Annotated in this window: 19 protein-coding genes and 1 tRNA gene; 6 read left to right on the top strand and 14 right to left on the bottom strand. The window is 38.4% G+C overall.

Annotated elements, in window-relative coordinates:
* Positions 1-87: 87 nt before the first annotated feature.
* The 5 genes from ACUN8G_RS02085 to ACUN8G_RS02065 form a co-directional block, all read right to left on the bottom strand.
* Positions 88-1,491, bottom strand: a complete 1,404-nt coding sequence (locus tag ACUN8G_RS02085; RefSeq protein ID WP_437345787.1) for a glycine--tRNA ligase — start codon at positions 1,489-1,491, stop codon at positions 88-90.
* An 88-nt stretch (positions 1,492-1,579) separates the two neighbouring features.
* Entirely contained in the window at positions 1,580-3,406 is a 1,827-nt protein-coding gene (locus ACUN8G_RS02080) for a TonB-dependent receptor plug domain-containing protein (RefSeq protein ID WP_437345457.1), read from the bottom strand.
* A 141-nt stretch (positions 3,407-3,547) separates the two neighbouring features.
* On the bottom strand, positions 3,548-4,900 hold the full coding sequence (gene rseP, locus ACUN8G_RS02075) for an RIP metalloprotease RseP (RefSeq protein WP_437345456.1): 1,353 nt from the start codon (positions 4,898-4,900) through the stop codon (positions 3,548-3,550).
* A gap of 12 nt (positions 4,901-4,912) precedes the next feature.
* The gene (locus ACUN8G_RS02070) at positions 4,913-6,058 is read right to left on the bottom strand and encodes a 1-deoxy-D-xylulose-5-phosphate reductoisomerase (protein WP_437345455.1); all 1,146 of its coding nucleotides are present in this window, start codon (positions 6,056-6,058) and stop codon (positions 4,913-4,915) included.
* 9 nt (positions 6,059-6,067) lie between these two features.
* Positions 6,068-6,529 carry a hypothetical protein gene (locus tag ACUN8G_RS02065; RefSeq protein WP_437345454.1) on the bottom strand — a complete coding sequence of 154 codons (462 nt, stop codon included), beginning with the start codon at positions 6,527-6,529 and terminating at the stop codon, positions 6,068-6,070.
* Between the two features lie 118 nt (positions 6,530-6,647).
* Here ACUN8G_RS02065 and ACUN8G_RS02060 point away from each other — a divergent pair, with 118 nt between their 5' ends.
* Both ACUN8G_RS02060 and ACUN8G_RS02055 read left to right on the top strand, forming a co-directional pair.
* The gene (locus ACUN8G_RS02060; protein ID WP_437345453.1) at positions 6,648-7,322 is read left to right on the top strand and encodes a FlgD immunoglobulin-like domain containing protein; all 675 of its coding nucleotides are present in this window, start codon (positions 6,648-6,650) and stop codon (positions 7,320-7,322) included.
* A 47-nt stretch (positions 7,323-7,369) separates the two neighbouring features.
* Positions 7,370-8,437 (top strand): hypothetical protein, encoded by a 1,068-nt coding sequence (locus ACUN8G_RS02055; protein WP_437345452.1) that lies wholly within the window; start codon positions 7,370-7,372, stop codon positions 8,435-8,437.
* On the opposite strand, the gene ACUN8G_RS02050 is transcribed toward ACUN8G_RS02055, so the two are convergent.
* Together ACUN8G_RS02050 and ACUN8G_RS02045 are read right to left on the bottom strand one after the other, a co-directional pair.
* The gene (locus ACUN8G_RS02050) at positions 8,434-9,144 is read right to left on the bottom strand and encodes a DUF6901 family protein (protein WP_437345451.1); all 711 of its coding nucleotides are present in this window, start codon (positions 9,142-9,144) and stop codon (positions 8,434-8,436) included. The two genes, ACUN8G_RS02055 and ACUN8G_RS02050, sit on opposite strands and share 4 nt — an antisense overlap.
* A complete protein-coding gene (locus ACUN8G_RS02045) occupies positions 9,137-10,093 on the bottom strand; it encodes an NAD(P)H-dependent flavin oxidoreductase (protein ID WP_437345450.1) in 957 nt (318 codons plus the stop codon). Before ACUN8G_RS02045 ends, ACUN8G_RS02050 begins: the two co-directional genes overlap by 8 nt.
* Positions 10,094-10,199: 106 nt before the next feature.
* On the opposite strand from ACUN8G_RS02045, the gene ACUN8G_RS02040 reads away from it, so the two are divergent.
* From ACUN8G_RS02040 to ACUN8G_RS02030, 3 genes are all read left to right on the top strand, one after another.
* Positions 10,200-11,435: a M28 family peptidase gene (locus ACUN8G_RS02040; RefSeq protein WP_437345449.1), complete on the top strand. Its 1,236-nt coding sequence runs from the start codon at positions 10,200-10,202 to the stop codon at positions 11,433-11,435.
* 60 nt (positions 11,436-11,495) lie between these two features.
* Entirely contained in the window at positions 11,496-14,852 is a 3,357-nt protein-coding gene (locus ACUN8G_RS02035; protein ID WP_437345448.1) for a hybrid sensor histidine kinase/response regulator, read from the top strand.
* Between the two features lie 136 nt (positions 14,853-14,988).
* Positions 14,989-15,588, top strand: coding sequence for a hypothetical protein (locus ACUN8G_RS02030; protein ID WP_437345447.1), 600 nt, complete (start codon positions 14,989-14,991; stop codon positions 15,586-15,588).
* Here ACUN8G_RS02030 and ACUN8G_RS02025 read toward each other — a convergent pair.
* From ACUN8G_RS02025 to ACUN8G_RS01995, 7 genes are all read right to left on the bottom strand, one after another.
* A complete protein-coding gene (locus ACUN8G_RS02025) occupies positions 15,572-17,632 on the bottom strand; it encodes an alpha-amylase family glycosyl hydrolase (protein WP_437345446.1) in 2,061 nt (686 codons plus the stop codon). The two genes, ACUN8G_RS02030 and ACUN8G_RS02025, sit on opposite strands and share 17 nt — an antisense overlap.
* A 193-nt stretch (positions 17,633-17,825) precedes the next feature.
* Positions 17,826-18,989, bottom strand: coding sequence for a sodium ion-translocating decarboxylase subunit beta (locus ACUN8G_RS02020; protein ID WP_437345445.1), 1,164 nt, complete (start codon positions 18,987-18,989; stop codon positions 17,826-17,828).
* A 2-nt stretch (positions 18,990-18,991) separates the two neighbouring features.
* On the bottom strand, positions 18,992-19,435 hold the full coding sequence (locus ACUN8G_RS02015; RefSeq protein ID WP_437345444.1) for an acetyl-CoA carboxylase biotin carboxyl carrier protein: 444 nt from the start codon (positions 19,433-19,435) through the stop codon (positions 18,992-18,994).
* A 1-nt stretch (position 19,436) separates the two neighbouring features.
* Entirely contained in the window at positions 19,437-19,847 is a 411-nt protein-coding gene (locus ACUN8G_RS02010) for an OadG family protein (protein ID WP_437345443.1), read from the bottom strand.
* Between the two features lie 7 nt (positions 19,848-19,854).
* Positions 19,855-21,414, bottom strand: a complete 1,560-nt coding sequence (locus tag ACUN8G_RS02005) for an acyl-CoA carboxylase subunit beta (protein ID WP_437345442.1) — start codon at positions 21,412-21,414, stop codon at positions 19,855-19,857.
* Between the two features lie 14 nt (positions 21,415-21,428).
* Positions 21,429-21,848: a methylmalonyl-CoA epimerase gene (gene mce / locus ACUN8G_RS02000; protein WP_437345441.1), complete on the bottom strand. Its 420-nt coding sequence runs from the start codon at positions 21,846-21,848 to the stop codon at positions 21,429-21,431.
* Between the two features lie 13 nt (positions 21,849-21,861).
* Positions 21,862-23,541, bottom strand: coding sequence for an acyl-CoA mutase large subunit family protein (locus ACUN8G_RS01995; RefSeq protein WP_437345440.1), 1,680 nt, complete (start codon positions 23,539-23,541; stop codon positions 21,862-21,864).
* 255 nt (positions 23,542-23,796) lie between these two features.
* Here ACUN8G_RS01995 and ACUN8G_RS01990 point away from each other — a divergent pair.
* A tRNA-Asn gene (locus ACUN8G_RS01990) sits at positions 23,797-23,868 on the top strand.
* Positions 23,869-23,983 lie beyond the last annotated feature (115 nt).

Genomic DNA, 23,983 nt, shown 5'->3' with positions numbered 1-23,983 from the left:
ATATTCCCGAGTTATTAACACAAGATAAAAAAATAAGGTCTGGAATTCTATAGAAATGAAAATGCGGCTCTATTCGAGCCGCATCGGTTACATTAATTTTTCTTTAAGGTAGGCAATAAGTTTATCGATCGAGACTCTTACCTGTTCCATTGAGTCGCGCTCTCGTATTGTTACGGTATTGTCCTGGAGTGTTTGAGTGTCGACTGTAATGCAATAGGGAGTGCCGGCTTCGTCCATTCTTCTATATCTTCTACCGATAGCACCTTTGTCGTCATAAAATATTTTGAAATGCGGGCGCAGCTCCGATTCAATTTTACGTGCGATTTCCGGCATTCCGTCCTTGTTAACGAGGGGCAAAATAGCTGCCTTAATTGGCGCCAGCTTCGGATGAAAACGGAGAACACTTCTGATTTCGCCATTAACTTCTTCTTCATAATAAGCATCGATTAAAAATGCCATAAATGACCTGCTGGCACCGGCTGAAGTTTCGATGATATAAGGAATATATTTTTCTTTTAAAACGTCGTCATAATATTGTTGTGATTTACCCGAATATTCCTGATGGCGGCTAAGGTCGTAATCTGTTCTGTTGTGAATGCCTTCGATTTCGCCCCAGCCAAAAGGAAATTCGTACTCGATATCGGTTGCTTCTTTAGCATAATGAGCAAGCTTGTTTGCAGGGTGATCGTGAAAGCGGAGTTTGGATGGCGTCATCCCGAGGGATTTGAACCACTGTATGCGTATTTCTTTCCAGTAGTCGTAGTATTCTTTGTCGGTTCCAGGCTTTACGAAATATTGCATTTCCATCTGCTCGAATTCACGTGTTCTAAAGAGAAAATTCTTCGTGTTAATTTCATTTCGAAATGCTTTTCCGATTTGAGCAATTCCAAAGGGCAACTTTTGCCTGCTTGAATTAGCAACGTTCAAAAAGTTGACATAAATTCCCTGAGCTGTCTCAGGTCGAAGATATATTACGTTATTCGTATCTTCGACAGGGCCTAAAAAAGTTTTGAACATCAGGTTAAATTTTCTGGGTTGTGTAAAAGTGCCTTTGTTGCCGCACTGGGGACAACTTATTAAGTTCAAAAGCTGCGGCGCTGTTTCAGGCTTTTCGAGTAATGATGTAAATTTATCGTCGAGTGTTTCGCCTTCCACCTCATTAAATTCTTTGAGAGCTTTTTCTTTGTTTTTGTCGGATATAAGTTCGGCGAGTGTATCGAGACGGAAACGCGCCTTGCATTGTTTGCAATCGATCATCGGGTCAGTAAAATTTTCGACGTGTCCGCTGGCTTCCCAAACACGGGGATGCATAAGGATTGCAGCATCCAATCCTTCGATGTCGTCACGATAGGTCATTGCCTTCCACCATTCATCCTTGATGTTTCTGAGTAGTTCTACTCCGAGCGGACCATAATCCCAGCATCCGTTCAAACCGCCATAAATTTCACTTGATTGAAATACGAATCCGCGTCGCTTTGCAAGCGATACGATTTTTTCCACTGTTTCGTTACGACTATTTTCGATGGCACACCTCACTGTTTTTTTAGCTGCAAATATAAGAAAAGAAGCTCAAAAATATTTATTGCTTATCGAGATGTTCATATTTTATTCTGAATCCCGCCGTCAGCCATCTGCCAGGTAGAAGTACGCCCGGTATCTCTTCGTATTTTACGTTGAATAAATTTGTTATTCGAATGTAAAATTGGTAGGAAGAATTGCTGTAATTAAATTGTGTGTCCGTTAAAAAATTTGTGCCGTAGTTTAAGCGATCTTCGTATTTAACAATCCAGGTTTGATTTACGTTGAACGGTAGTTCGTACGCAAGCGAGCATACGAGCTGATGCTTCAAATTGTCGATCAAGTATTTCGATTGATAACCTTCCGCTTTACGATCGTACGATAAATATGTGTAACTCAGATTAATGTTTTTAATGAAAAAATCGGAAATATAAAAAGATGGATTAATTCCAAAGCTAAACTCGAATCCCGTTGTATTCAATTCCGTTACATTCTCCACGCGCCATGGATCGGAATCCGATTTTCTTACCCAATCGATTAAATTGTAACCAGATCTTAAAAATAAATTCAGGTCGTAAGTATAATTAATAGCGCGGCTGCTTAGTCCGATTTCATAATTAGTCACTTCCTCGTATGCTAAATCTGGATTGCCTTTATTGGCAGGGCTGTCGTAATATAATTCTGTGAATGTAGGAATTCTGAACGACTTACCGAGCGTTGTGTAGATTTTCGTTGTGTGATTGAGATTGTATGCAAAGTCGAATCCAGGCCATATTTTCCATCCGGCTCGATCGTATTTATAGACAAAAAATCCGAAAGATGAATTTATTTTATCGGTGGGAGAAAACATTTGCTCGATATAAAATCCCTTTTTTTCTCTCCTGTGATTGCCCAGATTATTACTTTCAATTTCGTCCCCGCTATATTCTCCTCCGAATGAGAGTTTACCGAAATCCGAGACAAGCGTCGATTGTAACTCAAATCCATAAGAAGTTGACTTATGAATATTGTGATACCAGTCAGGTCTTGTATAGTCGAGCAGATAATCGTCGTGATTTTTGCGTAGATAAACTTTGGGAGATAAATAAAAAACTTCTGACAGATTTAATTCGGATGAAACATAAAATAATTGCGTAGTGGTTTCTTCCCTTTGATTCGGAAAACGGTCGCTGTAAAAATTATATGCTCCGAATTTTTTATTCGTATAACCGTAATACCAGTTAATCGGTCGGGAAGCAATACCTGCATTTTGACTAATTGAAAAATCGGTTATGTCATAATCCGTATTTGCAATATAACCGTCCGATTTTTTCTTACCGAATGTAACTGTATTATTTATGAATGAAGTGGGAAGCGAGGCGGAGAATGAATATGAATATGAATTGAAACTTCCAGTTTCAGCCGTTGCATCAGCACTCGGGTCGTTTTTCTTCTTTGTAATTATATTTATTACCCCACTAAAGGCATTAGCGCCGAAAATTCTGGAGCCGTGTCCTTTTAGAATTTCGATACGTTCTATGTTGGAAACCGAAACGGGTAAGTTCATATTATGATGTCCCGTTTGGGGGTCGTTAACTTTTATTCCGTCGATGAGGATTAATGTCTGTTCAAAGGTGCCACCACGAATACCGGCATCACTCTGAACGCCGTTTGCACCTCTGGTGCGGATATCGACGGAATTTACCGCACCAATTAAATCTTCCAGACTCGCTGCTGGAAGGTTCTTGATTTCTTCGGAAGTAATTACAACGATACTGCGGGCGATTTCCTTAAATGTAATTGGCGCTCTACCAGCAGTTACGTATATTTCATCTAACTTATATTCTTTTTCCTGTGCTACAAGCGATATTGCAAAAAGTATGAAGAAGAAATTAATATAGTATTTCATCGGCGTCTCTCCGCTTATAATGTCTTGCTTTATGTGAAAATTAAAAAGGTGTGGAATATGTAACGGAAACAATACAAACTCAAATTGGGGCTTGCATTGTTCCCGTTAATTTAGATGAACTGAATAATACTCAAAGAACGATTATAAACTTATAAGGTCGTTGTAAATTATAAATGCCATCAACATCAAAAGAATAATAAAGCCGGCATTCTGGATAGCAATTTTGACTTTGACCGGTAACTCTCTTCTTAAAATTCCTTCGATAAGAATTATAAGCAAGTGTCCTCCGTCGAGAGCAGGGAATGGGAGGATATTGATGATAGCCAAACTCAAACTTAACATTGCAAGAAAGAGTAAGAATGACATAATTCCACTGTCGGCAGACTTAGCTGCATACTGAGCTATTTTTACAGGGCCTCCGAATGCTTGATTGAAAGCAATATTTCCTGTAATTACTTTTTTCAATAGTGAAAAAGTAAGTACAGTATAATTACCGATGTTCGATATACTGTGTGTAATTGATTCCCATGCGCCATATTTAATTATATCATAATCTCCCGAGTAAATGTCGGATATGACAATTCCGATTTTTCCTTCATCTGTGGGCGTTACCTCAGTTAAAAGTGTATCTTGATTCCTGAGTATTTTAATTTCGAGTTTATTGTTAGGATTTGATGAAATTAAGTCAACTGCTCGTTCCCTGTCGGTCAATTCGATTTTATTAATTGTCAGGAAAATATCGCCAGGTTTAATGCCAGCTTTTTGGGCGGGAGAATTTTCTAATACATCCTGAATATAAGGTCTTGTCGGATATGGATAGATAAAAAATCCTTCCTGTGAACTTTCGGCAATAACATTGTGAGGAATGGTAAGTGTATATTCCTTGTTGTCTCTTAAAATTGTGACGTTGATATTCTTTTTACTTTGAATGAGCATATGGGAAATTACGTCTTCCCAGTTGTTAACCGGAGTATCATTGACTTTTAAAATTTTATCGTAGGATTTAAAACCTGCCTTTTCGGCTACACTTCCTGGTAGTACTTTGTCAACAGTGGTAGATTTTATTACCTGCTTGCCCTGGAAATAATTAATGCCCCAGAAAATCATCAAAGTTAACGCCAGATTCATAATTACTCCGGCGCTAATGACGAACAATTTTTGCAAAGTCGATTTTGAACGGAATTCATACGGCTGCGGTTCGCTCTCGGTAAATTTGGTGTCAAAACTCTCGTCTACCATACCAGCTATTTTAACGTAGCCGCCCAGTGGAAAAAGACACAGACGATAATCAGTGTGTCCATTTCCGTCCCAGTCTTCGGGTAAATTGCCGAAAGTAAAACCAGTGACTTTATTCCAGCCAAATAACCGTTTACCAAATCCGATTGCAAAAATATCCACTCTCATTTTTGAAAGTTTAGCTGCCGCAAAATGACCGAATTCGTGTACAAAGACAAGGATTCCAATGGTTATTGCGAAGTATATTATATAGTCCATAACATTCTTTTTTTATTTATATCTATTGTTTATGTAATTGCGCGTTCTCTGGTCGTATTTTTCAATAATTTCTAACGACAATTCTACATCTTCATAAAGATTGACGAGCGCATCTTCAATTAATTCGGGAATTTGGGAAAACTTGATTTTACCCGACAAAAATTTATCAACCGCAAGTTCGTTTGCTGCATTTAATATGCAGGGTGCAATGCCTCCACTTTCGATAGCATTGTATGCCAATTTAAGACATACAAATTTATCAAAATCTGGCTCAAAAAACGTCAGTTGCGCAATTTTTTTGAAGTCTGTCTTAACGCCGCCATAATTGAGTCTGCTGGGATATGTTAGTGCATAGAGAATTGGCAGTTTCATATCGGGCGTACTCAATTGCGCTTTGATTGAGCCGTCTTGAAATGCAACCATCGAATGAATGACAGATTGCGGATGAATTAAAACTTCGATTTGTTCTTTTTTTAATCCGAACAACCAATAAGCTTCTATTACTTCAAGTCCTTTGTTCATCATCGTAGCGGAGTCAATCGTAATTTTATTACCCATATTCCAATTAGGATGGCTGAGAGCTTCTTGAATTGTAACGCTTTCGAAATCAGCTTTGTTTCTGTTTAAGAAAGGTCCCCCAGAAGCTGTTAAAATGATTTTATCTATCTCTTTTTTCGATTCACCCTGCAAGCATTGAAAAATTGCGCTATGTTCGGAATCGACCGGAATAATTTCTGAATTAAATTGCCTTGCAAGTTCCATTATTAATTCGCCAGCTACTACCAGAGTCTCTTTGTTGGCAAGTGCAATCCTCTTACCGAGTTTAATCGATTCAATAGTTGGTTTCAGACCTGCAAAGCCAACGATGGCAGAAAGTAGAATGTCGTAATTGTTTCTTTGGGCAATTTCTATAAGACCATCTTCACCGTAAAGAATTTCACAGCGCCCATTAATCCTTTCTTTTAAGATTTTTGCATTTTGTTCGTCACCGACCACCACTGCCGGAGGGTTAAATTCTTCTATCTGCTTTTCCAGCAAATCGATGTTACTGTGGGCTGTTAATCCCGCAATTTTAAACTCGTCCCTAAACTCCTTGACCAGCCTCAGGGCGTTTTTACCGATGGAGCCAGTTGAACCTAATACTAATATGTTTTTCATTATTTCCGATTATCCGAAAAATCGATGCGTTATTGCAAAAAGAAAATTAATTAATACCAGAACGTTTACAATCGTATTTAATTTATAGATTTTTTTCAAATTAGTATTCAGTTCATCACTCTTTTCTTTTATACTCTTTCTGAGGACCTTTGAGGTGGGTATAACGTATATAAAAATTATCAAAAGAATGACAACCATTAGTATTTGTTTTGATAAGAGCCAGTGATTAGATGTAAATTCAAAAAAGCCATAGACCGGATTGAAGATGACCATCAAAATACCGGTGAGTAATATGCCTATTGAAGCTACCATCCCCAGTTTATTAGTCAACACGAGATATAGCTCTACCAGTTTATCTTTCGTGTTTGCTTCATTAATATAATTCTTAAAAGGTTGATCTATCAATGCGCTGAAAATCCAGCCGCCTGCAAATATTATATGGAATGTTAATAATGTCGGATAATACTCCATTTTTTTCCTTTCAAACTAATTGTTAATATCTAATATATAAAAAGAATTTTAACTTTGCCCATCGGCAATGAACTTGTATGAGCACTCCTCTGTTTTGAATTTATCAAACGGAGGCTTTATGTCTAAGTTAATCAGAGTGGCTATAGTCCTGTCGTTTTTCGTATCTACAACAATATTAATTTCAAGAGGGTTTCGTACTTCGAAGATTCCGAACGGAAATAAATTTGATTGTGCAAATTGTCATGTAAATCCTTCTGGAGGCGGAGTAAGAAATTCATTTGGAAAAGCAGTCGAAGCGCTTGTTTCACCTGGCGGTTTTGAGGATTTCTGGAATGAAAATCTGGCAAATATCGATTCAGATGGCGATGGTTTTACTAACGGTCAGGAATTGCAAGATCCTGCCGGATTGTGGCGTACGGGTCAGCCAAATCCAGGGGACATAAACCTTGTTACAAATCCTGGCGATCCAAATAGTAAACCAGCTCCTACATCACTCGACGATATTATTTTGTCGGCAAAGTATGAACTTCATAACAATTTCCCAAATCCATTTAATCCTTCGACTAATATTTCATTTACCATTCCGCGCAGTGAATTTGTAACGCTGAAAATTTATGATATAAAAGGGCAGGAAATCAGAACGCTCGTAAATGGTAATTATCCTGCAGGTACATATCAATTTGAATGGAACGGTAAAGATAACAATAACATAAGTGTGGCAGCTGGAGTTTATATTTATTCGATTCAAGCGGGTCATTTTAACAAATCAGCTCGAATGATTTTGCTTAAATAATTATGCGAAGAAATATGAAAATCTTTTCTCTTTTATTCGGACTTTTTATGATTTCCGAAATAATAGCCTTACCTCGTTTTGCAATTAAACAGGGTGACCGTTGTGTCGATTGTCACGTTAATCCAACAGGTGGCATTATAAGGAACGAGGACGGATTTTATTTTGGAAAGAACACGCTGAGTTTGATTTCTCCGCATCAAAAAGATCTTCCCCTGTCGCCAGCTATTACGGATAATTTAATTATCGGATTCGACTACAGAACACAAATACTTTATTCACAGGAAAAGAATCGTTCCGACTTCCAGGACATGAGTGGGAGTCTCTATATGAACGCTTCAATATCCGAAAAGATCGACGTTATTACACGATACGATTTTGTACAATCTATCTGGGAAGCCTATGCCGTGGGGCGCATTTTACCGAACGAGAGCTACATAAAAGTGGGTTCCTTCGTTCCCTATTACGGAATACGTATCGACGATCATACGGCGTATTCAAAAGGCGGGGATTTCGGTCTGCTTTTTTCACTCGGAAGAATTCAGGGGATGTTCTATAATCCATTTTATATTGAAACTGGCATTGAATTGGGAGCGTATTTAACTGACAATACATTAATTACAGCAAGTATGGGGAAACCAAAATCAAGTTCATTATTTTCGAGCGACCCGACTTTTACATTGCGATTCGAAACTACCCGACAAATGGGAGATGCTAACATACTTGTAGGCGCTTCTTACGTAGCCTTCGAAAGGAAAGTTTTGTCTTCATCACTTCAATCTAAAATGTATGGTGGTTTTGCTGGGTTCGGATTAAAATACTTCTCGCTTATGGGAGAATACGATATTGCTCGGAATTATGTGGCTGAAGGAATCTACAGCAGAGCTGTAATGCTGGAAGCCGCTTATAAAGTTTACGTGGGCATCGATGCTATAGTTCGATATGATTACTTCGATTATGACGATTCTACGCCGGACAATGAATTCGAGCATATAATTCTTGGATTTGAATTTTTTCCGTACAGTTTTATTGAAGTCAGGCCACAGTACAGAATAAATCTCGAATCGGCGGGAATTAAGAACAATGCCTTTGTGCTTCAATTTCACTTCTGGTATTAATCGAACCAGACTCTGAATATTTTATCGTAGCTGGAAAAGTCGCTCTCCTCAAGGTTAAAGCTGATGAACTGTGCAAAATTGTCGAGTGCTATAATTGCATTGCAACTGGCATCCTGGTTTTCGAGTTGTGCAATTTTTTGTGATATTATGCGATTGATATCGAGAATTTGTGCATATAAATCGTGCAGGTGCTTCATTTCCCAATCGGCATCCAATCCTTTTAAATGTCTGAGATATTGAGCAAACAAATACATCGAATAAACGCGATATTCGGTTTCTTCAATTGATGAAAAAGGTAAATGATATTTAACCAGAGGTTTTAATTTACCGAGTATGGGACATCCGCTGCTAGGCATTATAATTCCGATTAAACTGCTTACTGCGTTTTGGATAGTAGTCTCTTTTGAATAATGTCTTCCGTTTATATCGGCGGTTATAAAGACCTTTTCGTAGGAAACTCTGTCGCTGAAGAATCTTATTATCTTATCGAGGTGCAGCGCAATGGGGCAGTATTGAGTGTTTGAGTTATTGCACTTTTCAGAATTACAGGGAAAGTCGGAATTGTATGCCCATTCGGGAATTTCCTCCGTCTCGCGGGTAATAATATTGAGCGTCTCGGCATCAAGCTGAATAGTAAAAACTTTTTCCGATCCGTCTTCGAATTTAAAAGTATAGATATATTCTAATGTCTGCGGTTCGTTATTCATTGCAAATATCCCTTAGATTTTTTATTGCATCGACTGTTTCTTTCAATAGATTCTCAATTACAATTTTTGCAGGAAGAATTTCTTTGATTGAATTGAGGGATTGTCCTGCTTCTAAAAGTCCGTTTTCAAGATCGCCTTCAAAAATTCCGAGTCGTTCCCGTTTACGACCTAATTTATTTAAAAGCAGGGTTTTGTCTGCGCCTGATTCTTCGAGTTCTTTTAATTCCAGAGCAAAACGGTTTTTGATTACTCTAACAGGTGCAATTTTTCTGAGGATCAATACTGAATCTTCGTTTTCGGATTCGACCAATTTCTTTTTATAATCAATATGTGCCGAGGATTCAATTGTAGCGGCAAAGCGTGTCCCGATTTGTACTCCTTCGGCACCGAGCGCCATAGCAGCGGCGATCGATCTGCCGTTTGAAATTCCACCCGCCGCTATAATTGGTATGCCGATAGAATCTTTTAATTGTGGAATAAGACTGAAAGTGGTTATTTCGTCAATCCCATTGTGACCGCCTGCTTCAATTCCTTCGCCCACAACGGCATCGCACCCAGCGGATTGAGCTTTTAGAGCATATTTCAGTGAAGGGACAACATGAACCACTGTAATTTCTTTCGCTTTTAATTTGTCAATAAACTTACCAGGATGGCCAGCTGACGTGAATACAATCTTTACGTCGTTCTCAATTACCGTTTCAATTAAATCGGCTGCGTCCTCGCGCAACAGAGGAATGTTAACCCCGAACGGTTTATCGGTGGCACTTCTGCATTTGTCAATATGTTCTCTTAAAATTTCGGGTTTCATCGAGCCAGCGCCAATTAAGCCGAGACAACCCGCTTCCGATACTGCAGATGCCAGTTTCCACCCACTTACCCATACCATCCCAGCTTGAATTATCGGATATCGAATGCCGAATAATTTCGTTATGTTATTTTGAATTATCATTGCCACTCGCTACGTTTAAATTCATAAAGACATATTAAATAAGCAATATAATGGAAATAATTAATAGATTATTTGTAAATTATAAACCGATTTTAGACAATATCGTATGCTGAAAAAATATATTAGAACACTTCTCCTGTTCTTAAACTACGCCGTCTCCATTAATGGTCAGACGGATTACCTGATATTCAATGCCATCAATAAGGTAAACGTCGACAGTCTGAAAGCAAATCTGAGAATTCTGACTGGAGTCGACTCGTTTTATATCAACGGTGGATATAAAAAGATTACATCCAGACACAAAGAAAGCCCGGGAAATGTTTATGCACGCGAATATTTGATCGCAAAATTAAGTTCTTACGGTTTGAAAGTCGAGGTCGAAAAATTTGAAGAGGACGGCGAAAATATTGAAAATATTATAGTAGTCCAAAAAGGGAGAGCTGCATCAAATCGTTATGTGATTATTTGTGCGCATTATGACAGCATGCCGTCGAAAGGAGACGCACCTGGAGCCGACGACAATGGTTCTGGCACCGCTGCAGTTATCGAGACAGCGCGCATAATTTCGAGTTACGATACTAAATATTCTGTGGTCTATGCGTTCTGGGACAACGAAGAACAGGGATTGCACGGCAGTAATTTTTATGCTACAAATGCTGCACTCAGAGGCGACTCGATTATTGCCGTTATTAATCTTGATATGATTGGATGGGACGGCAACAACGACTTTAAAGCCGACCTCCATTCAGATGGCAAACCGCTTACTTCGCTGCTTGCAGAGGAAATTATATCGATTAACAAAAATTATCTAATTAATCTCGATATTGAATTAATCTATCCTGGCACTTCACGTAGCGACCATTATTCTTTCTGGTTGCAAAACTATCCTGCGGTTTTACTTATTGAAGATTTTTATTCACCCAAAGATACACCGAACGATTTCAACCCTTATTATCATTCACCTATGGATCAGATGTGGCGCATCAATTACGACTTTTATAAAAAAATGACACAGCTTGCACTGGCATCGGTTTCTTCAAGAGCTGAAATTTTATCTAAAGAGGGACAAATTCCACTCGTAAACATTCTTTATCAAAATTATCCAAATCCGTTTAACAGCTCTACTGTAATTAGTTATTTCCTTGCAAATGATGGGAATGCGAAATTAAAAATTTATGATCTTACCGGCAGGGAAGTGGCAAGTCTGGTCGATAGATATCACGCAAAAGGCTTATACCAGACTAACTTTGCTCCTGAGGGTAAGCTCGCAAGTGGCATTTATTACTACGCTTTAATTACAGAGAGCGGAAGCGAAATTCGCAAACTGCTCATTCTTAAGTAAAATCTCTATGATTATATCCGCTTAAATTTATAAATTGATGTAAGCAAATGAACCACTTTTATGACAGAATACAGCGAAGATAAATATACTTCTGGCGGTAAGATGCTGAAACTAAGAGCGATGTTTGAAGCCGCACCTGTAGGTATTTTGATCTTTTCAAATGAATTCAAAGTACGTTTTGTCAATCAGACATTCTTTGGTTTTAAAGGTATTAAGCACGTTGAGTCGGCTGATATAACTGGCGAGAATATTGAAAAGATCGGTCTATTTGAAGATAAAGAGATCTATTCTATTCTCAAAGAAAATCAGCCCTTCGAAAAGGAAATTTATTCGTCAGTAACTGCTGCTGGCGAAAGGATGGCTGTTCTTATTAAATATGTGCCAGTCATTTTAGAGCGCCAGTTTGAAGGCGGTGTAGTTGTACTTGAGGACATTAAATATAAGTATTCTTATGGCGAAAGCGGCGGACTGAATTATAAAAAGATTTTCGAATCGATTTGCGATTGCTATTTGATTTGCGACGTGGACGGTAAGATCAATTATTCCTCTGAAGAGTGCTGGCGGTATAATTTTCTTTTCGAGGCAGCAACATCAAAAGAAGAAAAGCCGAAACGTCTATCTGGCATTTTATTTAAAAAGCTTCTTGAACAAATCGAAAAGTCGAATTCAACGATATGGATGGAAATTCCGTATGTTAAAGATGACCGACAACAGATTGCTGTTGTGGCATTGATTCCATTAGACGGCAATTTATTGTTGCTTATTCGAAATAAAGAAATCGATAGGAAAGAAAAAGAATTACTTCAGGAAGAAATAAAAGAACTTAGAAAGTACGAGTATATTATTTCCAATATGGTCGATGCGGTTTTTTTGACCGACGATATGAACCGTATCGTTTACTGGAACGAATCGGCTGCGCGGCTCTTCGGTTTAAAAAGGAGCGAAGTCTACGGCAATGAAGCTTCCAGATTATTTCCTAAAATCGACAGGAATTATCTGCATACTGTATCTCAAAAATTGATCGATAACAAGTATGTCGATGATCTTGTAAAACTGGGCGACGATAATCAATCTGCCGAGTATTATACAATTCGTATTGCAAAATTAAAAGAAGGAATAAAAGAATATTTCGTGTTTATCTGCACCGACTCCACATTGAGGATTCGTAAAGAACTGGAACTTAAAAATTCAGAAGAGCAATTCAGAAAAATAGTGACTCACACACAGGAGTTCATTTGCATTCTTGATCTGAATGGGAAAATTCAATATGCAAATCCTGCAATGTTGCAATCGTTCAGTTATACCGAACAGGAAATTACTTCGCTTTACTTTGTGGATTTAATTGAACCATATTATTTAATGACAAATGGATTTAATCTCCATGAACTGGAGGAAATAAAAAAGGAAACTATCGAACTTCCTCTCATAACGAAACACGACCAGAAAATTTACGTTCATGCCAGTATATCGACTGTTTACGACGATAGGGGAATGCCGATTTATTATAATGTATTTTTAACGGACATTTCGATGTTGAAAGAAGCTGAAAAAGATTTAATGCTTATACGGTCGATTTTCGAGGCTTCGCACGACGGCATTGCTCTTATCAATAGAAGAAAACTGTTCCTTGTCAACGAAGCTTTCGTTAAAATGTTCGGATATAAAAGCGCAAGTGAAATTATCGGTAAGGACCCGCTCGATTTTGTTGACGTTGACGATATTATGAAGGTGGGAAGAAACATTCAGAGTCTGGAAGAAGGAAAAGAGTCGCCCTCACGTTTTGAATTCAAGGGGGTGAAGGGAGACGGATCGACAATCGAACTTGAAAGTTCGGTTTCTTCTTACGACGCTGAGGGTGAAAAGTTTATAGTCTGGTCATTACGCGATATTACGCCTCAAAAGAAAGCTCTCGAAGCTTTACGACTTTCGGAGGAAAGATATCGGAGCATTACAGAAAATATTGACGAGAGTTTCTGGACTGCAGAAAGAATAAGAGGGAAATTAGTGCAGGTATTTTATACGCCGGCAATCGAAAAAATAACTGGATATAAACCCCAGCAATTTTTGAACGACCGTTTTTTATGGAAAAAAATTATTCATCCCGACGACCTCTCTGATGTTATTAAAAACCTGAAACGGCTTTATAAATTATCCGACAAAAATTTTGAAAAACTCGAATACCGTATAATCGACAGTCTTGGTAATATAATCTGGATTGAGAATAAAATATCTGTTCAGAGGGACAGTAGCGGAAAAATCACTAAAATTTTCGGCATTGTTAACGATATTACACTTTCCAAACGAGCTCAAGACGAATTGAAGAGGTCTGCAAGTGAATTGAAAGAATTAAACGAAACCAAAGACCGCTTTATTTCAATTATTTCTCACGACTTGCGTACACCCTTCAGTTCAATTTTGGGCTTTACCGATTTCCTTCTGAACGAAAAAGATCTCACGGAAGAAAAACGAACTCAGTACATACGTTTTATCGAAGAATCAGCCAGGAATATGCTGGAGCTGGTTAATTCACTGCTTGATTGGACACGTCTTCAAACGGGTAGAATCAAATTCGAACCGAAGAAAATCAAAGCTAAGCAGGCGGTCGATAAATCGATTCAAATTTTATCTGGCGCCGCTCTTAGAAAAGGAATCGAATTGAAATCTGAAGTTGACGATAATTTGCTTATTCACGCAGACGAAAATCTATTACTTCAAGCAATTAACAATCTCGTTTCAAACTCCATTAAATTTACACCCACAGGAGGTACCATTACAATCAGTGCAGTGCCCGATGTAAAAAACAAGAACGTGACATTTTCAGTTAAAGATACTGGTACTGGAATTAAAGAGGAAGATATTCCAAAACTTTTCAAAGTTGATACAAAATTTACGACACCTGGAACTGCCGGTGAAAAAGGAAGCGGTTTGGGTTTATCTCTCGTACGGGAAATTATTCTTAAACACGGCGGAGATATAAAGGTCAAGAGCCAGTTCGGCAAAGGCTCTGAATTTATTTTTACTATTCCTATCTCTTCCACCACAATTTTACTTGTGGATGATATTAAGTCTGACAGAATACTCTATTCTAAATTGATTAAAAACTTAATCGATGGCTATACAATAGCCGAAGCCGAAAACGGAAAAGAAGCTCTCGATGCAGTTAAAAGTACATCGCCTGCTTTGATAATTAGCGATCATTTTATGCCGATTATGAATGGCTACGATTTCGTTAAACAATTGACGTTGGCAGATTTGAAATTCAAGCCACCGGTTATTATTCTTAGTAGCGATATTAATCCCGCCATCGAAGAGGAATACAAAAAGTTAGGAGTCGAATTTGTTTTTCGTAAACCGGTCAATCTTACTACATTCAAAAACGCTATCGAAAAATCCCTCCGAAAAGCATTTTTTGGTTGATCTAATAAATTACAAGCGCTATTTTAAGAATAAAATTTTTTGAGGGAATTTTAATCTAATTTTACCGCCTTAAATTAATTCCGGAGTTAAATGTAGTCATAGCTACTATATCCCCGTTCAAAAAAGAAGACAAGCTATGAAATACTTAATCGCAGTTGCTTTCTTTTTCTTTACGCTGAATTGTCATGCGCAATTTATCAATTCAGTTGAATTTAAAGGTGGTTTGCACGATACAAAAGGCGCCAGCACTCAAGGCTACAATTTAACTCTCCAGCTTAAACACAACCTGAGCCAGCGGTATCATTTATATGCCGTTGCAGCTAATTACTGGTGGGACAGAAATGTGGTCAATGCCCTCGCTGAAAATAAAATTTTTAGTTCCTATAACGAAAGCGACCATAGAATGTATCTTCTCGGATTTGGACTTCGTAGAGTTATGGACACAGTAAAAACCCTCTCGTTTTTTTTAGAAATGGAGATCGGAGTTTCTTATATCTCGTATTATGTGTACAACAATTATTTACAGGAAGTCGACGGAAAACCGATTTATCTTGCTGCAATTAAAGCCGGAGAAGTTAATGAATATTCGTTCCTGGCGGGATTTGGTGCTGGTATCGTTCATCACTTGAATGAAAATCTATCTTTAGTTGTCGAATTCAAACTAAACGCTTTCAAAATAAACGGAGAATCGTTAACGAATTACATGGTCATGTCGGGATTCAATTTCGGTCTTTAATCATTTTTAATACACTTCCAGAAATGGCTGGTATTACAATGTTTCCGGATACTTCGCCCAATTTTTCGATCCCAGCCTGTTTATCATTGACCAATATCTCCCAATTGCCGGGGGGGAGTGGGAATTCAAGATCGTTTTCCTGCTCGGCATTAAACAATACGGTAAAATGCTCTCCTTGGTACTTTAGTAAATATGCCAGTCCAAATTCGCTTTTGACATGGTCGAAAAAAGCGATGTCGTTATAATTTGCTCTTCTGAAGGCTTCATATTTATTGCGTAAGGCTATTAATCCTTTATAATAATCAAACAGTTCTTTATTTATTTCTGCGTGAGCATAATTAATGTAATTTGTTTTATTATCCTTGTTGTATGAGTCGGTATCCATTGTACCTTTTCTTGGGTCGGGTGTTTTGATATTGTAAGGAATTACTTTCGAGCGTGCGAATTCCTGTCCTTCGTGAATCATTACCATTCCTTGTGAAGTGAAAAGGAAGAGGGCGGCTAATTTATTCAGCTTTAATTGACGAGGTGAAAGTTTTACAAACTCGTCTACATTTCTGATTATTTTATGTGCGTCTATTTCACCGCTGGCAATTCTGATAAAATCTCCCAGAGTATAATTGTCGTGCGATTCGAGGTAATTTACGGAGTGTTCTTTTTTGAGATATATTCCATATTCATCGCGTCTTAAAGTGCCGTTGACATAACTTTTAATTCTTCTGGGTGAATTGTTACCGAACCATTTACCGAATATCCATCCTTTCCCGTTAAATGGATTTTCGCCTTTGATTCCATTTCTAATTTGGTCATTCCACGCAGCCCAGTCTCTGTCTGAAAATCCTCCTGGATTATAACCACCGCCGCCCCATGGCTCGGCTATTAAAATTACGTTCGGATTTATTTTTTTTGCCTCGGCAGTAAATTTTTCAATTGTTTCCCAGTCGATTAACGTCGCAATATCGAATCTGAAACCGTCAATGTGATATTCTTTCATCCAGTAAATCAAACTTTCTATTATTAAACGACGGACCATTGGACGTTCGGTTTTCAAGTCGTTGCCACACCAGCTTTTCGATTCAAAATTCCCGTTTTCATCTAATCTGAAATAGTATTCCTTATCGATTTGTTTGAGATTACCGAGTTCATATTCTGAAAAATGATTATAAACAACGTCGAGTATTACAGCAATATTTTCCTTATGAAACGCTTTGACCATTTCTTTGAAATCTTCAATCTGTTTTCCATCTTTCCCAATCCATCTATTCCAGCGGAAAGTGGGCATCTTTTCGGAATAGTATGCTGCCGGGGCAAAATAAGCAGCAGTCATATATCCCCAGTAATTTCTTTCATAAGGATTGATGTTGTTGATAGAATTGTTTTTTAGTGCACCGTAAGGAAGTTCGCAGTAACCATATTCGTGTACAGGCAGAAGTTCAACTGCATTGACGCCTAATGATTTAATATAATTCAGACCACCTTTTATATCTGATTCGATCAGTCCTTTATAAGTGCCTGCACTTTTTGCACCGGAACTTTTGTCGATGGTCATGTCGCGTACGTGGCATTCATAAATAATCAAATCTCTCCAGTCGTGGCGTACATATTCCGTCCCTTCCCAATCAAACTCTTTTCTTTTAATTACAATTGAACGTCTCGGGTTTTGATAAGTTGTAAACGTGGCAACTGCTTTTGAATAAGGATCAACACAGATTGGTTTATTTGGATTGGAGATATCTTCGCCAGTGTGATAAACTTTGTGGCCGTAAAATTTGCCTGTCAAATCTTCGTCGATCAAAATTTCCCATACACCATCGTCGTCCCTTTCCATGAAATATTCACTGCAAATTGAAGATTCTAATTTATCAAACACACAAAGCCTTACCTGAATAGCTGATGGTGCAAACAGTCTGAATATCGTATTGTTGTCCTTAACAATAGAGCCCAGTTCTTTTTCAGAAAAGTAACGGTCTAATTCCTGATATCTTTTTTGAAATTCTGAAAGCTTTCTTTCTTTTACTATTGACTTGTTTTCTGTTACAAACATTAAAAATTCCTTTCAAGACAATATTATAACGTGTCGTGTATAATTATCGAATAATAAATCGAATTCTTGAACTCAATTAGTTTATTGATAATAAATCATTTTTTTATTGTAATATTAAATAAAACAGAGTAATGCACTCTGATTATCATGTCAGCAAAGATATAAATCGGAGGTGAGAAAAAGAAATAGATAATTAGCCTACGAAAAACGAGAGCAAAATACCTGCGGCCACGGCCGAGCCAATTACTCCAGCCACATTTGGTGCCATTGCATGCATCAAAAGATGATTTGTGGGATCGTATTGAAGTCCGATAATTTGAGAAACGCGTGCGCTATCCGGCACTGCAGATACTCCTGCATTTCCGATAAGTGGATTAATTTTGTTATTTTCGCTCAAGAAAAGATTCATAAATTTTACGAACAATACTCCACCCATAGTAGCAATAACAAAAGAGGCCGCACCGAGTACAAAAATTCCGATCGATTTAGCCGTAAGAAAAGTTGTTGCTTGAGTGGAAGCTCCTACAGTAAGTCCTATTAAAATTGTTACAATGTCGATCAAAGCATTGCGTGCCGTTTCAGCCAATCTTTTTGTAACGCCGCTTTCTTTCAACAAATTGCCAAAGAATAACATGCCCAGCAACGGAATAGCTGATGGTGTTATTGAGCATGTAAGCAATAAACCAACAATTGGAAAGAGTACTTTCTCCAGTTTTGATACCTGCCGCGGCGGTTTCATACGGATTATTCTTTCTTTCGGTGTGGTTAAAAGCTTCATTATTGGCGGTTGTATCACAGGCACAAGCGCCATATAAGAATATGCAGAAATGGCGATTGCACCGGTAAGTTCGGGTGCAAGTTTTGAAGAGAGAAATATAGCTGTTGGGCCGTCGGCTCCACCTATAATACCAATTGCAGCTGCCTGCTGAGGAAGATATCCTAAAGCAAGTGCAATTGTGTATGCGCCAAAAATCCCAATCTGTGCAGCAGCTCCAAGTATAATTAGTTTGGGATTAGACAAGAGAGTTGAAAAGTCGGTCATGGCACCGATGCCCAAAAAAATTAATGGAGGATAAATCCCCTGAGTAACTCCGTAATACAAATAATTCAGTACACTCCCTTCTTCATAAATTCCAACTTTTAAATTTGCCGCTTCGGCAAATGGTATGTTCCCAATTAAAATTCCAAATCCAATGGGCACGAGAAGCAGCGGTTCATATTCTTTTGCGATAGCAAGGTAAAGAAATATCAATCCAACGGTAATCATAATTAAATGACCAACAGTAACATTTGCAAATGCTGTATATTGCATGAAAATATCAAAACCATGACCAATAAATTTGAAAAACTCTATCATATTTAGCTCCCGATTTCTACTAAAATATCCCCTTCAAGCACAGAATCGCCCGGTTTAACTTTGATAGAAATAACTTTACCTTCTTTGTCTGAGTTGATATTATTCTCCATTTTCATGGCTTCGAGTATTATAAGTTTATCTCCTATCTTAACAGAATCGCCTTCTTTTACGTGAACAGACAAAATTACCCCCGGTAAAGGCGATTTAACAAATCCGGTACCTTTTTTTTCGGTTGGTTTACTTGTCTTTTTAGTTGAGACGTCAATATCGGTGCTCGGGGCAGCGGTACTCCGTACAAGTTTCGGCGTCTTGGGTGTCTGTAACTTCTTTTCGAGTTCTACGTGGTAACGGGTACCATTAACTTCCAGTTCTGCTATATTATCTTCAAAACTTAGGATTTCGACGTCGTAGTTGTTACCGTTTATGGTAAACTTAAATTTTCTCATGTTAACCTCTTGAACGTGGATAATGGCGCAAGCCGTAAATTTTGGAGCTCCACGGCGAATAAATCCGTGCAACGCGATTAATCGTCAAAACCATGTTTTCTTTGTCGTGAAGTTCATTCAGGTACAGAAAAATTGCTGTCGAAATTGCAGCGTTTACTTCACCTGACAATTCATAGCTCTCCGTTTTAACTGTGCTCGGAGTTTGTTTTTTCTTGATCCTGTTGTTAATTAATTTAGTCAGATTATAAAACACAATATAGAGCAATAAGAGTGAGGCAAAGACGACGGACATTCCGATAAACGTAAGTCCGATTCCGAATGCGTCGAGTTGACTGAATTTTTCCGCATTTTGTTCGATTCTACTGCGTGTCAAAGTATCTATTGCCGAATTCTGAAAAGCAAGCAAGAACATGTTTCACCTATAAGGGAATATTCGAATGTTTTTTGGGCGGATTCGTGTCTTTTTTTGTCGATAAAGACTGAAGCGCCCTAATTATTCTGAACCGCGTATTTCGGGGCTCAATGACATCGTCTATGTAACCGTATTTAGCGGCTACGTATGGATTTGCAAATTTTTCTTTATATTCTTTTTCTTTTTGAAGGATAAATTGTGCCCGTTCTGAGTCGTCGGCAATGCTGGAAATTTCTTTATTATGTAAAACCTCGATTGCGCCTCGTGGTCCCATTACGGCAATTTCTGCAATAGGCCATGCGTAGTTAATGTCGCCTCTAAGGTGTTTCGAACCCATTACATCGTATGCACCGCCGTATGCTTTTCTGAGAATTATAGTAATTTTTGGAACTGTTGCTTCGCCGTAAGCAAATAAGAGTTTTGCCCCATGTAAAATAATTCCGCCGTATTCCTGCGCAGTTCCCGGTAGAAATCCAGGTACGTCTACGAGAGTTACTATTGGTATATTAAAAGCATCGCAGAAGCGGACGAAGCGACCGGCTTTTCTGGAAGCGTTTATGTCAAGAACTCCTGCCAGATAATTCGGCTGGTTGGCAACGATACCAACTGGCATCCCATTAAAACGCGCAAACCCAATTACAATGTTAGGAGCGAAATACCTTTGAATCTCAAGGAACTCATTGTTGTCTACAATTGAATGAATAATATCTTTAACGTCATAGGGCTTGTTCGGATTTTCTGGAATTACTTCATTTAAAAAGTCGTCTACTCTATCTATCGGATCGTCGCATTGAATTATTGGCGGGTCTTCCAGATTATTCTGAGGCAGATAGCTCAACAATTTTCTGATGAGCATAATTCCTTCTTCTTCGTTCTCAGCCACGAAGTGTGTAACGCCCGATTTAGTAGCGTGAACCATTGCACCGCCAAGTTCTTCTTCGGTAACGACTTCACCGGTTACAGTTTTAACTACTTTCGGACCTGTAACGAACATATAGCTCGTGTCTTTTGACATGATTGTAAAATCGGTCAAAGCAGGTGAATAAACTGCACCACCAGCGCATGGTCCAAATATTGCAGAAATTTGTGGAATTACACCCGATGCAAGAATATTTCTCTGGAATATATCGGCATAGCCTGCAAGACTTCGCACCCCTTCTTGAATTCTTGCGCCGCCGCTGTCGTTAATTCCAATTACAGGAGCTCCCATTTTGAGAGCTTTGTCCATTATTTTGCATATTTTCTGGGCATAAGTTTCGGAGAGTGAGCCTCCAAAAACTGTAAAATCCTGCGAAAAAACATAGACCAATCTACCGTCGACTGTACCGTATCCTGTAACTACTCCATCGGAGAGATACGATTTTTTATCGAGTCCAAATTCAGTTGTTCTGTGAGTTACAAACATGTCGAATTCTTCAAAACTTCCTTCGTCAAGGAGCAGTTCAATTCTTTCGCGGGCTGTCAATTTTCCTTTGCTATGTTGAGCTTCGATGCGGGATTTTCCGCCGCCAAGACGTGCCTCTTCCCGCATTTCCATCAGTACTTTTATCTTTTCGCTTATCGACATTCTATTAAACCAGTTTATTTATTGTCGTTTTCAGGGTGCTCACACAATTCAGTTAAAACACCTCTGGTTGATTTTGGATGCAGAAATGCAATTCTCAAACCTTCTGCACCGAGCTTAGGTTCTTCGTCGATTAGAGTAATGCCTTTAGAAGAAGCTTCTTTTAAAGCTTCGGGTAAGTTTTTTACGGCAAATGCTATATGATGAATCCCTTCACCCTTTGCTTCGATAAATCTTCCAATAGGTCCGTATGGCTCGGTAGATTCAAGGAGCTCGATCTTTGTTTGTCCAACCATAAAAAAAGCTGTACGCGTTTTTTGAGTTCTAATTTCTTCAACTGAATAGCATTTAAGACCGAGTACATCCTCGTAATATTTAATTGCAGCTTCAAGATTTTTAACGGCTATGCCGATATGTTCTATATGCGTGATTTCCATTTTCGCCTCCATTTTAAATTATGACTTGTTCTTTGTATTCTCCGAAGACAGAGCGGAGCGTGTTACAAATTTCCCCTATGCTTGAATACGCTTTGACCGCATCGATAATGTAGGGCATTAAATTTGTATCGGTTTCGGCTGCCGTTTTTAATTCTTTTAATTTCTGTTCGACTAAATGATTATTGCGTTCCGATTTAATTTTTTTCAGGAAATTAATTTGTTCTTTCTGAATGTGTTCGTCTATTTTCAGTATTTTGCCTTTATGTTCTTCCTTCTCAGTGAATTTATTTAAACCGATTATAATTCGTTCGCCTTTTTCGACTTCTTGCTGATATTTGTAAGCGGATTTTTGAATTTCACTTTGAATATATCCAAGTTCAATTGCGGATACCATTCCACCGAGTGCGTCGATTTTATTTATATATTCTTCCGCTTCTTTTTCAATCTGATTCGTAAGGGTTTCCACGTAGTACGATCCGGCAAGAGGGTCAATTGTATTTGTAATTCCACTTTCGTATGCAACTATCTGTTGCGTTCGCAGAGCAATTTTAACCGACTCTTCTGTGGGGAGTGCCAGCGCCTCGTCTTTTGAATTAGTATGAAGGCTTTGAGCTCCGCCGAGCACAGCAGCTAATGTTTGAATTGTAACGCGAATAATGTTATTGTCCACTTGTTGAGCAGTCAATGCCGAGCCGGCAGTTTGAGCGTGAAATCTCAGCATCATCGATTTAGGTTTGGTCGCTTTGAAGCGGTTTTTCATGATTTTAGCCCATAACCGTCTCGCAGCTCTAAATTTTGCCACTTCTTCGAACAGGTCGTTATGAGAATTAAAGAAAAAGGAGAGTTGACCGGCAAAATCGTCCACATTCAAGCCGGAATTTATTGCTGCTTCGACATACGCAATGCCATCTGCCAGCGTAAATCCAACTTCCTGAGCCGCTGTTGAACCAGCTTCTCTTATATGATAGCCCGATATCGAAATTGTATTCCATTTTGGAATTTCAACCGAGCAGAACTTGAAAATGTCGGTAATAAGACGCATCGATGGTTTGGGCGGGAAGATGTAAGTGCCGCGCGCAACGTATTCTTTCAGTATGTCGTTCTGAATAGTACCACTCAATTTTTCTTTGCCAACGCCTTGCTTTTCGGCTACCGCAATGTACATTGCAAGTAAAATTGATGCAGGTGCATTGATTGTCATCGAGGTGGAAACTTTATCAAGTGGAATTTGATCAAATAAAATTTCCATATCTGCCAGAGTGTCGATTGCAACGCCAACTTTTCCAACCTCACCTAAAGCCATCGGATCGTCGCTGTCGTATCCGATTTGTGTAGGCAAATCGAAAGCAACAGACAATCCCATTTGACCTTGCGATAATAAGAAGCGATACCGTTCGTTCGACTCCCGCGCCGTACCAAAACCGGCATACTGTCGCATTGTCCAGAGCCTGCCTCTGTACATCGTAGGTTGAACGCCACGTGTAAAAGGAAATTTACCAGGGTATCCGATTTCTTCGAGATAATTTTCGAATGAATAGTCGTTGGGTGTATAGAGTTGTTTTATTTTTGTAAAAGAAGGAGTTGTAAATTCAGGCTGTCGTTCCGGGGTTCGGTCTATGGTTTTTTTGTAATAATTTTCTTCCCAATCTGCATAGGTTTCTTCTATTTTCTTCCTCAATTCCTCTAAATCCATTTTAATAACTCCTTATAAGAATAAAAGTTTACATCAATAAGTGTGCCGTATTATAATAAATATGAACTAAGTGCAATAAGCGGTCAAAAAAAGACAATAACGTCACAAAATAATGATCAGCTTCTCATATTTTAGAAAGATAAAGTCAATAAATGGAAAATACCAGATATTTTTTTCATATTTATACTTGACAAAAGTTAGAATAAACTCTATTTTTTGACTCGATTTTTTTAATCACTCGTTCTTATAAAATATTCCGCGTTAGCTCAATGGTAGAGCATGCGGCTGTTAACCGCAGGGTTGCAGGTTCGAGTCCTGCACGCGGAGCAAAAACAAATAGAGCCCCAGTAAGATTAAGGGGCTTTTTATTTATGTACACAGTATATGTTTTATATTCTCGCCATCACAATAAAATTTATATTGGACAGACCGAAGATTTGCA

The organism is Melioribacter sulfuriphilus (genome assembly GCF_052656625.1).
The sequence above is the reverse complement of the archived record's forward strand: the minus strand, read 5'-3'. Positions and strand labels throughout refer to the sequence as shown.